Here is a 14,614-nt window from a genome sequence, read left to right on the forward strand (position 1 = left end):
AGGAAAACCTTCTTCACATACGCGACGGCGCCCCGACGATGCCCTTTGATCTGGGATGACCCGGCCCGCAGGCCTTGATCCGAAAGCCGTGGTGCCGGGCAAAATCGAGGTATTGCGGGTTGTACACCGGCTCGGTCCTGGGCGTGCGAAAGAACGGCCGTCTTGCAGTTGTCGACCATCACCCTGCGGCACGCCACCGAGCAGTTCGAACGCGCGCTGGTGGCTGAGGAACCACTCCTGACCTGACCCAGTGTAAACCGACGCAGCCACCGGCCGTAACCGAGCACCAGCACAAAGAAATCTCACGCGCTCGGTGCCGTCCACCTCGACCGCGCCGAAGCGTCTCAGTCGACCGCGCACTGGCCGGGCGCAAACCAGCGTCAGGAACGCCTCCGTGCGGGTGGACGTATCCGGCGAATGACCCTTCACGATCGAGTAGCTGCCCCGTAGCCCTGCCCTTGAGCTCGCACCAAACCCGCATCGCGCTCGCGGATGCGCCTCGATCAGCCGTGCGATCGCCGCGCGGTACGGATCGAGCTGATGGTGGGTCTTGCGCGCCGCGACTGCGCCTGTACTCGCGCTTGACTACGTCCCGACAGTCTGCCAATGCAGCCCGAGTGCGGCCGCAATCGCGTCATGTTCATCCGGACGCCGCCGCGGCCTTGATCTGGCAGTAGTGTTCGTAGCCGATCACGACGTCACCTCCAATCCGAGCACCTGATACAACGTGCCCGTAGGCGATCACACCCGCATCGATGAGCTGGCGGCGCGCTCACCGATCGACTTCACCAGGGAAAGCAGGCGCGCGGAGGTGCGGTCGGCGTAGTAGTTCAGCCCGTGTTCGTCACCGACGGTGACGAGACAAGCGTACAGCGCCCACGCTGGTGCCGTCGTTTCATCAGGTAGCTTCCGCGGACCAGTCGATGGTCCATCCAGCCAACCAGAGGCACGCGCCGCACCCGGTTGATTGCACCGCGGCCCATTAGGCGGGCCGCGGGATGTCCTGCTCATCACGGCCCGGCCCCAGAGTGCAGCCGGCGCGTCATTAGTGATGTCGTCTTGTAAGACACCGGTGAGATGCGCGATGCTCCACCATCACAGGGGTTTGCTCGCCATGATGTCTGTAAGACGTCCTCGTCTTGTGGCGCAATACGCTTGTTCGGCAGCAGGTTGTGAATCCAGGCGGTCTTGCAAGACAACTTTCCGCCCGCGCCGCCGCTTCCATCAACCCGGATGCGCCGCTGCCACGCCCGCGCTCGCGCCGCATCTGGTCCGCGTAGTCCGCGTTCTGCCGACGACCAGCCTTATCGACGCTGACTATCGGCCTTGCGCGCCCCACGACACGGCACCTTGCAGCAGTTGCTGGCGCGCGCGATTGCGCACATCCGAACGAAGAACCCCCGCAATGGCGGCACTTGCACGATCCCTTCGCATGCATCGCCGACCAGTTTCACCACCTTCACCCCCGCTCGACGATCCCACCCTCACTCACTATCCACCACCCATCCAGCAGGAAGAAAAACCACCCATTCGAAGAACCCACCCGCTCTCCACCAAGCAAGAAATCGCCCCAAGAAGACGTGGATTCCTACCCGCCACAAAACCATGACTTCTCTCTCGCCGCTGACAGTCTTGAGGCGGGTGACGAAGAAAGCACCCATCGCGTGCAGCCGGTGCAGGCGCGCAAAATCGAGATATCCACGATCCATCACGTAATAGGCACCAGGACAGACCGGGATCTCGTCGAGCGAGGCGACTTCGTGCCGGTCGCCCTCGTGCAAGCTGGCAAAGGCGGCTGATCGGCCCGCAATCCAGCAACACGTTGAGCTCACCGCCGCCTGCGCCCCGCCAGCGGCCCGGAACAGCGGCCTGGCTCGATCAACGTCGCATCCAACGCGAACAGATCGGCGTCCAGTCGAGCGGCGTTGATCGCCTCGCATAGCATCCGTCGCGCCCGGCGCATCAACACCCTGCCACTGGCGAACAGGCGCCAGTCGCGACGCTCGTTCGCGTGCCAGATTGCAGCGTTTCATCGTGCCGCGAATTCCGGCATGATAAAGCAACCCTCGACGCGCATTCAAACAGACCGATGTCGCGCAGGCTCGCGATAGGTGAGCGTGCGAAGACCATCGTGGCAAAGTGATCGCAGCGGAAAGCCGGAGTGTCGCGATGCATTGATATCATGCGAGGAGCAACGCGAAAACTCTTTCCGCTGATGCGCGCATAATTGGCCAGAGCGGTTTTGCCGGTATTCATCCGCGAAATAGCGGATCACTTGGCCCCGAAATCAAATCGATGACATCAAAATCATCGTTAATCGCTATTTCAAACGTCTTTGAACGCCAGAATCAATCTTAATTCAGACAGCCGTGACCCGAACCCGATGAACCCGAAAGAAACCTTAGAACTCAGCGCCCAAACCTTGCTCGCCCTCCGGCAGGAAAACGACGCGCTCCGGGTCATCACCGAAAAACTCCGCGTCAAAGAAATGGGACCGGCCGACCACATCCGCACCAAGCACGAGGTGAAAGCCTTCGTGGAATCAGGCGACGCCAAGGCCGCCGAAGCCCTCATCAAGCAGGCACGGGAGCGCATTTCCGCCACCCAGACTGTTACCAACAAGATCACCGAAGCCCAGCAACGCGGTCAGCGGATGGGGGATTGATGTGGGTTGAACGAGAGGTGCATGGCCTTCTGGTGCTGATCTAACGGTAGTTAGGCTTGCATTTCCCGGGGCGTTTCCCAAGGTTGTTTCAACCTTTAGGCCATGCCCAATCAGCTTTCCAAATCTAAACGTCGGCAAAGTCTTGCCGAGCACGAAGGGGTGTTGGCCGCCCTCGCGGAAATCGCGCGTTCTGAAAACACGACCGTGATGGCGTTGTTGCGCGAGGCGACTCGTGACTTGGTGAAGAGGAAAGTGAGCAACCCGGCCCAGCTTGAGCGATTGCGCCAAGCGGTGTGGGAGAAAGCGCCCCGGATGCCTGCTCACTTCAAAACCGTGGCTCAAGTGGCCCGATTCAAACGCGCGCAGCGCGAGTTCGACCAAGTGCTTCTCGACCTTGCGTTGGCGAGTCCACAAGCGATCCAGCAGCGCAACTCCGTCGTATCCCCGCGCCGGACCATCCGATTGATCGACTTCGATCAAGCCCATGCCGCCGCTGCCGTCTGACGCGGAGCCGCGACCACCGGAAGATTTTGCGCCACTTCTGGCGACCACAGAACCTGTGCTCTTGGTTGGCGGACAAGCCGTCAACCTTTGGGCTATGTATTATGAGGCGCGCACGGTCGACCTAGCCCCGTTTGTCTCGCGAGACGTGGATGTGCTTGGCGACCGCGCCACGCTGGAAGCACTTGGCAAACTCGCAGGAACCAAGCCGCAGTTTTTTCCGGTAAAGCCACCGACCAACGAAATCGGCGTTGTCATTGCCAAAGATCAGCACGGGCTCCCGCTCCTCATCGAAGTGCTTCGCTACGTGCACGGCGTCAGTAACGAGGAGCTGTGCGACCCCGTTTATACCGTCGCGCTGGGCGAAACTCAGGTGCGCTTGCCAGGTCCGATTGCCCTCTTACAGGCAAAAATCGCCAACGTCGCCGACCTCTCCCAGGTCGGCCGACAAGACGCGCGTCATGTCGTGATCCTAGCCCAACTGCTCCCCGCCTACCTTGAGGAGCTTCAAAAAGCAGCAGTGGAAGGGCGCTTGGATGAACGTAAATTGATCGGCTTTCTTGAGCGATTGCTTGGCGTTGTGACCGCAACGAAGGCGAAGGCGGTGCTTAAACAACTACAGCTCGCGCCTCGCACGCTCTTCTCCGGCCTCGGCCACGATAAGCTATCGAAGCTTCAGGCGTTTATTGATAAACGACTGCCTCGCCAAGTGTAGTTGAATTGTAATTATACCAAATCAATCGCCCCGCCGAATATGCCACCCTCAAGCCCCTCCATCTCTTCTGGTATTCGCGACAACCACAATCGCGGAACGGTAGGTGATTTCTTGCGGGCAGAGCTCCGTGGTGGTGCCGACTTGGACATAGTCACCGCCTATTTCACGGTTTTTGCCTACGATAAACTAAAGACTCAGCTCGATAATCTCAGCAAAATCAGGCTTCTGTTTGGTGAAGCCGCTTTCATCAAGAACCTCGACCCCGAGCACAAAAATGGTGCCGCCTACGTTCTCCGAGACGACGGTCTCGCCCTCGCTTCCGGCCTCAGCCAACGCCACATCGCCCAGGCCTGCGCCGCATGGATTCGCGACAAAGTCGAAGTCAGGTCCGTTACTCGCACCGGCTTTCTCCACGGCAAGATGTCTCACATCCGACGTGGCGAGGTTTCTTCAGCGATTGTCGGCAGCTCCAATTTCACCACGCGCGGGCTCGGTCTAGGTGCGGCAAACAACAACGTCGAACTCAACCTTGTCGTGGACGGCAACCGCGACCGCGCAGACTTGCGCCAGTGGTTCGATGAACTTTGGGACGACTCCTCGCGAGTAGAGGATGTCAAGCAGGCCGTCCTCGAATTTCTTCTCCAAGTTTACCGCGACCAGTCCCCGCAGTTTGTTTACTACAAAACGCTCTTCGAACTCTTCCGCCGCTATATCGACGAAGGTCTCGAAATCGACGAAAACCTCCGTCGAATCCGTTTCCCAGACACGGAAATCTGGCAAGCGCTCTATTCGTTCCAACGCGACGGTGCCCGTTCCGCCATCAATAAGATCAAGCGCTACAATGGCTGCATCCTAGCCGACAGCGTTGGCTTGGGAAAAACTTACACCGCCCTCGCCGTCATCAAATACTTCGAGTTGCGCAACGAAAAGGTCCTCGTGCTTTGCCCGAAGAAACTCCGGCAAAACTGGACCATCTACCGACCGAGCAACGTTCTTTGTCCGTTCCCAAAGGATCGCTTCGGCTACCACGTGCTCTCCCACACCGACCTCGGTCGCGAATCCGGCGAGGCAGACGGCCATGAATTGGCCAACTTCAACTGGGGAGCCTACGACCTAATCGTCATCGATGAGTCCCACAATTTCCGGAACAACAAGCTCGCCACCCAGCGCCCCGGCGAACCCGAGAAACGCACCCGCTATCAACGCCTCATGGAGGACATCATTTCCAGCGGTGCGCACACCAAGGTTCTGCTTCTCTCCGCCACGCCGGTGAACAACCAGTTGGCCGACCTGCGCAATCAGATCTCTTTCATCGCCGGTGGCGATGTGGCGCGAGATTCGAACGCCGATTCCGCCTTCACCGAAAGTCTCGACATCGCCTCCGTTAAGGAAACGACGCGCCTCGCACAGACTCACTTCACGCGTTGGTCCGACCCCAAACGGCCACCCGGTCAACGCAAGACCAGCGAACTCATCGCGTCCATCGGCGGCGACTTTTTCAAACTGCTCGACGGCCTTAGCATCGCCCGCTCCCGCCGACAGATCGCCAGTTACTACGCCAAGGAGATGGCCAAGCTCGGCGGCTTCCCCAAGCGCCCTCAGCCGCAGGCTCTCCATGCTCCGATCGATCTGAGGGACGGTTTCCTATCCTTCGAAGAACTCGACAAGGAGATCAGCGCCCTCCGCCTGGCACTTTATCACCCCACCAGTTTTCTGCGCGGTGATCTGCCCCCAGAGACCAAAGCGGCCTACGAGCGCAAGATCCTTGGCGGGTTCACCCAGGAGGGCCGCGAGAAAATTCTCATCTCCATGATGAAGGTGAATTTTCTCAAGCGCCTCGAAAGCTCGGTGGACTCGTTTCGCCTCACCCTCGAACGCACCATTGCGAAGATCGACACGCTCGAAAAGCGCATCACCGCGTTCGAACATCACCTCGACGAAAATTCCGACCTCGACTTCGATTCGCTCACTCCCGACCAATTCGAAGACCCCGACTTTGACGGTGAGGACTTCACCATTGGCGGTCGCCGCCGCTTGCACCTCGGCCACCTCAAACTTCCCGAGTGGCTCAAAGCCGTGCGCAACGACCGCACCCAGCTTCAATTTCTACTGGAGAAAACGCAGTCCGTCACTGCGAAGCGTGACGGCAAGCTCGCCGAACTCCGGCAGCTCATCGCTACGAAGGTTCGGCAGCCCACCGTCAACCGCGACGGCAAACCCAACCGCAAGATCATCGTCTTTACCGCCTTTGCCGACACCGCCCGCTACCTCCACGAGCACCTTGGTTCATGGGCTCGCACTGAACTCGGTATCCACGCCGCCCTCATCTGCGGCGACGGTGGCAACGCCACCTCTCTTGGGCGAACCGACTTCGACGACATCCTCACCAACTTCGCACCAATCGCCAAACGGCGCTCCGAGCAGGCCGCCACGTTCTCCAATCAATGCGATGAAATCGACCTCCTCATCGCGACCGACTGCATCAGTGAGGGCCAAAATCTCCAGGACTGCGACCTGCTCGTTAACTACGACATTCACTGGAATCCCGTGCGCATCATCCAGCGTTTCGGTCGTATGGACCGCATCGGCTCGCGCAACGACTCCGTCCAACTCGTAAACTTTTGGCCCGTCGCCGACCTCGACCGCTACCTCGGCGTCAAACACCGCGTCGAGGCGCGCATGGCTCTCGTTGATCTTGCGGCGACCCAGACCGACAACCTTCTCGATACGACTCAGCTCGAGGACCTCATCAAAGCCGATCTCCTTTTCCGCGACCGTCAGCTCAAGCGCCTCAAAGACGAGGTGCTCGACCTCGAAGACCTCGACGAATCCGTCTCCCTCGCCGACTTCTCCCTCGATGAATTCCGGCAGGACTTGATCAACTTTCTCCAGGCACACCGCGCCGAACTCGAACGCGCCCCGCTTGGCCTCTACGCCGTGGTTCCCCCCGCAGCGGACATTCCCCTCGCTAAGCCCGGCATCATTTACTGCCTCCGTCAGAAAGATCAGGCCGCCACTCCGCAAGGCGAACGCATCAACCCCCTCGCGCCGCACTACCTCGTTTACGTGCATGACTCCGGCGAAGTGCGCCTCGCGTTCACTCAGGCGAAGACGGTGCTGAATCTTTTCCGCAGTCTCGCCCTCGGTCACGACGAGCCCTATGGCGAACTCTGCCGACTCTTCGATCGGGAGACCGACAACGGCTCCAACATGAGCAACCAATCGCGTCTCATTGCCTCCGCCGTCCGGTCTATCACCGCCACCTTCCAGCAAAAGCTCGCCTCCGGCCTTCAAGGTCGTCGCGACTTCGTCCTGCCTCTCGCCGCAGATCAGCCCCAGGAGGACGAGGCGACCTTCGAGCTGGTCACCTGGCTGGTGCTGCTTTCGCCTGCCGGCAAACCCTGAGCGCCATGACCCCGCGCAAGAAACCCGCCCCGCCCGCCGCCCTTTACCCCGGCCTGGTCGGCGGCATCGGCGAACTGCTCGAAACCGTCCGCCGAGCCAGCGCGCGCTCGGTCAACGCCCTCATGACGGCCACCTACTGGGAAATCGGCCGGCGGATCGTCGAGTTCGAGCAGGGCGGCGCGAAACGGGCGGGCTACGGCGAGGAATTGCTCAAGCGGCTGGCCGGGGATTTGACGGCCCGGTTCGGCCGGGGGTTTTCGGCGCCCAATCTCAACAAGTTCAAACAGCTCTACCTCGCTTACCCGCCGGCCCGGATTTTATCGACAGTGTCGATAAAATCGGCCGCGTCCCCAGTCCTCGGTCTCCTCAATACACCGCCCGGCCGGAAGAATTTATCGACACTGTCGATGGAATTGCCCGCTGCCATCGAGATTGCCTCGATGGTGTCGAACGAATCGAACCCGACTCAAACCCAGAAGGCACCGGCACCAATTTCCCAGACCGTGTCTGGAAAATCGCTGGTCACGCCCATCGCCCTGGCCGATCTCGCCCGCGCCTTCCCCCTCCCTTGGTCCCACTATGTTCTGCTGATCGGGCGGAGCCGCTCGCCCGAGGCCTTCGCATTCTACCACGCCGAGGCCCTGCGCGGCGGCTGGTCCGTCCGCCAGCTCGACCGGCAGATGGCCTCGCTGTTCTACGAGCGCGTCGCGCTTTCCAAGGGCAAGGCCGCCGTGCTGAGGAAGGGCGCCCGCCCGCAGCCGGCCGACGTCGTCAGCGTCGACGAGGAGGTCCGCCACCCGCTGGTCCTGGAATTCCTCGGCCTGCGCGACGAATATTCCGAGACCAACCTGGAGGATGCGCTCGTCCGGCACCTGGAGTCCTTCCTTTTGGAGCTGGGCAACGACTTCGCCTTCGTCGGCCGCCAGCGCAGGCTGCGCATCGACGACGAGTGGTATCGCGTGGACCTGCTCTTCTTCCACCGCCGCCTGCGCTGCCTGGTCATCTTTGATTTGAAACTCGGGCGTTTCACCCACGCCGACGCCGGGCAGATGAACCTCTACCTCAACTACGCCCGCGAGCACTGGGTACAGTCTGGCGAAAATCCTCCGGTGGGCATCATCCTCTGCTCCGGCCAGGGCGAGGCCTTGGTGCGCTACGCCACCGCAGCCCTGCCCAACAAACTTCTCGTCCGCGAATACCTGCTGGCGCTGCCAGACGAGAAGACCCTTGCTGCGGAGTTGCAGAAGACCCGCGCACAGTTGGAATCCCGCCGGCCGGCCCGAGGATCTACCCGCTAGTCGATACCCACTTCGCGCCACAGCTTCGCCCTCTTCACTTCCCTTTCATCTTCACCTCCGGCATGCCCTCCAACCCCGAACTCCTGAAACAGATCGGGACCGCCCTCGGCGCCTTCGATACCGCTCCGCTCCCCTCCGCCGCCCGCGACCTGCTTCGGACCCTGGGTTACGCCTCCGACCGCAGCCTGCCCATCGGCTCGGTGGACGCCTTCTGCCGCCAGTTCGACCCCGCCGGCCGCCTCGATCATCCCTCGGCGCTGAAAGCCGAGTGGAAATCCATCCACCTTCTCTTTCAGCTCACCGATCAGGAGCTCTCCCGGCAAAACCCGCTCTTCAAGGACACCACCGTCCAGCCGGGCCTCTTCCAATCCTACGTCTTCTTCGCCCTTGAGCTGAAGGGCGGCGACTACGCCCGCGGCAAGCTCACCGGCCTCGTCCGCCAGCTCAACCGCATCTTCCCAATGCCGGTCATGGTGCTCATCAAGCACCTCGCCGGCCGGCAGCCCGTCCTCTCCATCGCCGTCATCAACCGCCGCCGCCATAAGCTGGATGCGGCCAAGGACGTCCTCGAAAAGGCCACTATCATTCGCGACATCTCGGTCGCCAGTCCCCATCGCGGCCACCTCGACATCCTCTCCTCGCTCGCGCTGCCGAATCTGGTCCACCCGCAGAAGAAGCCCATCACCGACTTCGACACCCTGCACGCCGCATGGGAGCAGATCTTCAACGTCGAGCTGCTCAACGAGCGCTTCTACCGTGAGCTGGCCAACTGGTATTTCTGGACCCTCCCGCAGGTCGAGTTCCCCGCCGACCTCGAGCCCGACGACGAGAAACGCCGCGCCACCGGCCTCATCCGCCTGCTCACACGCCTCATCTTCTGCTGGTTCCTCAAGGAAAAGGGCCTTATCCCCGAGAAACTTTTCCACCCCACCGACCTTGCCAAACTACTCAAGGGTTTCGACTCTGAGAGTAAGACCAGCTCCACCTACTACCAGGCCATCCTGCAAAACCTCTTCTTCGCCACGCTCAACCAGCGCATGGGCAGGGACAACAACGGGAAGTCATACCGCCGCTATATTACTCCGGGAGATTATCAGGGAAAGAATCGAGAGCATGGCATCACCAATCTCTTTCGCTACCCCGAGCTCTTTCAGACTTCTGATCTGGCCCCAGCACTGTTCGAGGACATCCCATTTCTAAACGGTGGACTATTTGAGTGTCTAGACCGCGAAGATCCATCCGATAAGAACCGGATGCTGCGACTGGATGGATTCACCACAAAAGGTGTTCGTCCCCAGGTTGCCGACCGCCTCTTCTTCGCTCATAAGCATCAAGAAAATCTTTCCGGTAAGGACGCCTACAACGATCCGAAGCGAAAAGACGAAGAAGTTTCAGGCCTCATCCACATCCTGAACCGCTACAAGTTCACCATCGTCGAGAACACCCCCATCGACCAGGAAATTGCCCTCGATCCCGAACTCCTCGGCAAGGTTTTCGAAAACCTCCTCGCCTCCTACAACGAGGAAACCAAGACCACCGCCCGCAAGCAAACCGGCTCCTTCTACACCCCGCGCCCCATCGTGGACTACATGGTGGACGAGTCGCTCAAGGCCCACCTCACCCGCGCCCTCGCGGAAAAGGCCCGCATGAAGGAACCCGACGCCCGCGCCGGCCTCGACCTCCTCTTCGCCTACACCGAGAAAGCCCACGCCTTCACCCCTGCCGAAGTCGCCACGCTCATCGCCGCCATCGATGCCCTGAAAATCCTCGATCCCGCCTGCGGCTCCGGCGCCTTCCCCATGGGCGTGCTCCACAAGCTCGTCTATATTCTCGGCAAGCTCGACCCCGACAACGAGCGCTGGAAGCAGACCCAGCTCGCCAAGCTTGACTCCGCTCCCATGCGCGAGGAACTCGAACGCGCCTTCGCCGACAACAACGACGACTACGGCCGCAAGCTCTACCTCATCGAAAACTGCCTCTACGGCGTGGATATCCAGCCCATTGCCATCCAGATCACCAAGCTCCGTTTCTTCATCTCCCTCGTCTGCGACCAGAAGACCAACCGGAACAAGAAGGAAAACCACGGCATCCGCCCGCTGCCCAATCTGGAAACCAAATTCGTCGCCGCCGACACTCTCATCGGCCTGCCGGAAATGACTCAATCCTTGCTCGTCGATCCCCGCATCGGGCAGATCGAAAAGGAGATCGAAACGCTCTACCACGGCCATTTCTCAATCCAGCGCCGCGACCATAAGCTCAACTTACAGCGGAAAATCAAATCTCTCCGCCAGGATCTAGCGAAGTTGCTAGCCGAAAGTCTTATGGCGCCGAAAAAGGCCGAACACGTCGCAAAATGGGATGCCTTTGATCCGCAATCCACCGCGGATTTCTTTGACCCCCACTGGATGTTTGGCCGTTCATTAGCTACCGGATTCGACATCGTGCTCGGCAATCCGCCATATATTTCTGTTGAACGTTTTGCTGGGACGGCGATTCAGGAAATGTGGCAAGAGCGTTTTGAAACCTTTGCACAGCGCGGCGACATCTATTGTTTTTTCTATGAGCGGGGACTTGATCTGCTTCGAATCGATGGAACTTTGATCTATATCACTTCGAACAAATGGATGCGCACCAGTTACGGCAAGAAGCTGCGCTCCCTTTTCGCTACTAAGGTTCGCGTTTTAGGAGTGCTGGATTTCGGAATGGGGCAGAACTTCGGCGCAGCGACAACTTACACATGTATCACATCTATCAGTAAAGAGCCTCCGCGCAATGGGGGGGAGGCCTTGCTCTGCTACGCCACAGAATCCGCTGAAGCGATTTCGAATCCCAAGGAATATTTTCTCCAGCATGCGGTTCCCCTAAAGCTCTCCGCGAGTGAGTGGGTTGTTATGTCCAACGAGCGCGCAAAATTAAAGGAACAGGTGGCTCGTGTTGGCAAACCACTCAGTCGATGGAACTTAGAGATTAGCAGCGGAATAAAAACCAGCCACAACGACGCGTTCATTGTCGATGCCGATAAATATAAAGACCTGGTTATGGAAGATTCGTCGTCGGCGAAAATGCTTCACCCAATTTTGCGCGGCGAAGACGTGAAGCGATATCATAGCGACTGGAAGGCGCATTATGTGATCGGAACCTTTAAGCAGCTTCGCGAGACCTATCACTTGGACGATTTTCCTGCGATTAAACGCCACCTGATGCAGTTCAAGCGCGAGTTAGAGCCGCAACCGCCGAGATGGAATTCCGCAAGGGACGGCAAGTGGCCGGGCCGGAACACTCAACCGTTCGACTACCTTTGGTATGAGGTCTTTTTTGCACCGGACTTGGCGCAGTTTAGACAACCCAAGATCATGTATCCAAACATGACGAAATTCATGCCCTTCTACTTGGATAAGATGAACCATTGGTTCTGCAACCAGAAGGCTTTCGTAATTACCGGGGACGGCCAGCCGCTGGAATTCCTCACAGCTTTTTTTAATTCCTCGATTTTTCGGTGCTGTTTCAAAGACAACTTCCCCGAGCTTCTCGGCAACACATACGAGCTTAGCAAAAAATATTTCAAAGACATCCCAGTGCTTGAGGTTAGCGAAGGGCAAGCACAGCTATTCGCTCCACTCGTTGAGTTAGTTCAATTTGCTAAGCTCGGTGGCCATAACGCAGCAGGTGCATTTCTGGAAGACCTCATCGACGCCTGCGTGATGGAGTGCTACTTCCGCGAGCACATGGCCGAGCGCGACCTGCTCTTCCACGACACCGTAGCCCCGCACCTCGCCGCCTACGCCCCCGAGGCCAGCGAAGTGAAGCAACGCGACTTCCTCACCCACCTCCACCAGACGATCAACGCCCCCAGCCACCCCGTCCGCAACCGCCTTCTCCGCCTGACCGCCGACAGCCCCGACCTCCTCGCCGTCATCAAGCAGGAGGGCAAGGTTTAGAAACCCGCCCCGGCCATGAACAAAGACCTCATCATCCGCATGCAGAGCCAGTTTGATGAACTTGCCCGAACGCATCCCGAAGAGCCCAATCTGGAATTCTGGTTTGCCCGGGATCTGCAGGAGCCGCTCGGCTATGCCCGCTGGGAGAACTTCCTCACCGCCATCCAGCGGGCGATCGAGTCCTGCAATACAACGGGTTACGAGGCCGAACACCATTTTCGTGGCGTCACGAAAATGGTTCCCCTCGGCAGCGGGGCGGAACGTCCGATCGAGGACTTCATGCTCACCCGCTACGCGTGCTACCTCATCGCCCAGAACGGCGACCCGAGGAAGGAGCCCATCGCCTTTGCCCAGAGCTATTTCGCGGTCCAGACCCGCAAGCAGGAACTGATCGAGGCGCGAATGCAGCTCATGGGCCGCCTGGAAGCCCGCGAGAAACTCCGCGCCTCGGAAAAGGCGCTTTCCGACAACATCTTCGAGCGCGGCGTAGGTGACGACGGCTTCGGGCGCATCCGCTCCAAGGGCGATGCCGCGCTTTTCGGCGGGCACGCCACGCAGGCGATGAAGGACAAATTCGGCATCACCCAAACCAGACCGTTGGCGGATTTTCTCCCCACCTTGACCATCGCCGCCAAGAACCTGGCGACGGAGATGACGAATCACAACGTCCAGCAGTCAGACCTCCGGGGGGAGCCATCCATCACGCACGAGCACATCCAGAACAACACCAGTGTGCGCCAAATGCTGGGCCAGCGCGGTATCAAACCGGAAGCTCTGCCACCCGAAGAAGACATCAAGAAGCTCGAACGCCGGGTGAAGACCGACGAGAAGAAACTGGAAAGGAATGCCGGACGCCTGCCCCTGCCCGGAGAGGGCGCATGAAATCCCGACTGCATCGCATCGAGATTCGGAACTTCAAAGCCTTCCGGGAATTCACCCTCGATCTCGAAGGCCGCCACCTCCTCATCTACGGCGCCAACGGCGCCGGCAAATCATCGCTCTACTGGGCTCTCTACACCTTCCTCCAAAGCGCCCGTAAGAACCCCAAGGGGTGCATCGCAAAATACTTCGAACCCGGTGGGCCTGAGAACCTGCTCAATATCCATGAAGATGCTGCGGCAAAGCCCGGCGAGATTGCCCTCACGCTGCGTGACGTTGCATCGAAGATCGACACCACCTACCGAATCAGCAAAGCGGACCACAGCACCCACCAACAGCCAGCGATCCTGAAGGGCGATCTAGCGAGCGACTTTATCACCTATCGCTTTTTCTTCGGATTTTCTGATTTCAAGAACTCCCAGAAATTCAACGTCTGGCCTTTATTCGAAAAGGAGATTCTCCCGTTTTGCGTCTCCACCGGTGGCGAGGTGCCCTTGAACTGCTGGAACGCGATCAAGTCAGGCGAGCCAAACCCGCGTGGTTACTCAAGCTATGCGGGCACGGATGCGTATCAGTCGTTCCATGCTTGCACTACCGAATTTGCGGCAATGCTGCCCGGGATCGTGGATGCAATCAGTGCCCAGGCCCAGAAATTCTACGATGAACACTTCGCTGCGGGTGACCCCGCCCCCATCAAGCTAAAGCTGGGCGTCACGACGCCCCCGGCCTCTACGGGTAGCAATCAATCGTCCTTTCAGTTCACCGTCCCCGTAGTTGAATTTGGCATTCAGGTTCCTGGTAAGCCGGCAATCACTCGTCCGCAGAGTTTCCTCAATGAGGCAAAGCTCACCCAACTCGCCCTATGCGTTCGCTTCGCGGCGTCTCTGGTCAATCTCCGTGAATCCGATCTCAAGCTCCTCGTCCTAGACGATCTCCTCGTCAGCCTTGACATGAGCAATCGAATGAAGGTCGTAGAAATCCTGCTCTCCGATACTTTCGCCGGTTACCAGAAAATCATCCTGACCCATGACCTTGGGTTCTTTCAGGAGTTCAAGCGCATGGTCGGCGGGAAGCACGAGTCATGGCTCTTTCAACGACTCAAGGGGAATGCCAAAGACGGGCCTGTCGTTGTGAACGAAAAATCACCGCTGGAGAAGGCTCAGCACTTACTTATTAAGGCGTGCAAAATAATAGGGACATGTTAGGATCGGGC

Annotated in this window: 10 protein-coding genes; 8 read left to right on the forward strand and 2 right to left on the reverse strand. The window is 59.2% G+C overall.

The features are described from left to right. Positions 1-741: 741 nt before the first annotated feature. Both HS122_12190 and HS122_12195 read right to left on the reverse strand, forming a co-directional pair. The gene (locus tag HS122_12190) at positions 742-1,011 is read right to left on the reverse strand and encodes a hypothetical protein (GenBank protein ID MBE7539159.1); all 270 of its coding nucleotides are present in this window, start codon (positions 1,009-1,011) and stop codon (positions 742-744) included. Positions 1,012-1,484: 473 nt separating this feature from the next. After that, positions 1,485-1,781 carry a hypothetical protein gene (locus HS122_12195; protein ID MBE7539160.1) on the reverse strand — a complete coding sequence of 99 codons (297 nt, stop codon included), beginning with the start codon at positions 1,779-1,781 and terminating at the stop codon, positions 1,485-1,487. Positions 1,782-2,383: 602 nt separating this feature from the next. On the opposite strand from HS122_12195, the gene HS122_12200 reads away from it, so the two are divergent. The 8 genes from HS122_12200 to HS122_12235 all read left to right on the forward strand — a co-directional run bounded on the left by HS122_12200 (position 2,384) and on the right by HS122_12235 (position 14,606). After that, on the forward strand, positions 2,384-2,665 hold the full coding sequence (locus HS122_12200) for a hypothetical protein (GenBank protein ID MBE7539161.1): 282 nt from the start codon (positions 2,384-2,386) through the stop codon (positions 2,663-2,665). Positions 2,666-2,767: 102 nt separating this feature from the next. Continuing rightward, complete coding sequence (locus HS122_12205; protein ID MBE7539162.1) at positions 2,768-3,169, forward strand: hypothetical protein; 402 nt, start codon at positions 2,768-2,770, stop codon at positions 3,167-3,169. Beyond that, positions 3,150-3,881 carry a hypothetical protein gene (locus tag HS122_12210; GenBank protein ID MBE7539163.1) on the forward strand — a complete coding sequence of 244 codons (732 nt, stop codon included), beginning with the start codon at positions 3,150-3,152 and terminating at the stop codon, positions 3,879-3,881. Before HS122_12205 ends, HS122_12210 begins: the two co-directional genes overlap by 20 nt. A 39-nt stretch (positions 3,882-3,920) precedes the next feature. Continuing rightward, complete coding sequence (locus HS122_12215) at positions 3,921-7,286, forward strand: ATP-dependent helicase (GenBank protein ID MBE7539164.1); 3,366 nt, start codon at positions 3,921-3,923, stop codon at positions 7,284-7,286. Positions 7,287-7,291: 5 nt separating this feature from the next. Beyond that, positions 7,292-8,584 (forward strand): DUF1016 family protein, encoded by a 1,293-nt coding sequence (locus HS122_12220; GenBank protein ID MBE7539165.1) that lies wholly within the window; start codon positions 7,292-7,294, stop codon positions 8,582-8,584. A gap of 62 nt (positions 8,585-8,646) precedes the next feature. After that, on the forward strand, positions 8,647-12,522 hold the full coding sequence (locus HS122_12225; GenBank protein MBE7539166.1) for an Eco57I restriction-modification methylase domain-containing protein: 3,876 nt from the start codon (positions 8,647-8,649) through the stop codon (positions 12,520-12,522). Positions 12,523-12,537: 15 nt separating this feature from the next. Next, the gene (gene dinD / locus HS122_12230; protein ID MBE7539167.1) at positions 12,538-13,404 is read left to right on the forward strand and encodes a DNA damage-inducible protein D; all 867 of its coding nucleotides are present in this window, start codon (positions 12,538-12,540) and stop codon (positions 13,402-13,404) included. Further along, positions 13,401-14,606, forward strand: a complete 1,206-nt coding sequence (locus HS122_12235; GenBank protein MBE7539168.1) for an AAA family ATPase — start codon at positions 13,401-13,403, stop codon at positions 14,604-14,606. The genes dinD and HS122_12235 overlap by 4 nt, the downstream gene beginning before the upstream one ends. Positions 14,607-14,614 lie beyond the last annotated feature (8 nt).

This window comes from Opitutaceae bacterium (assembly GCA_015075305.1).
Classification (GTDB): domain Bacteria; phylum Verrucomicrobiota; class Verrucomicrobiia; order Opitutales; family Opitutaceae; genus UBA6669.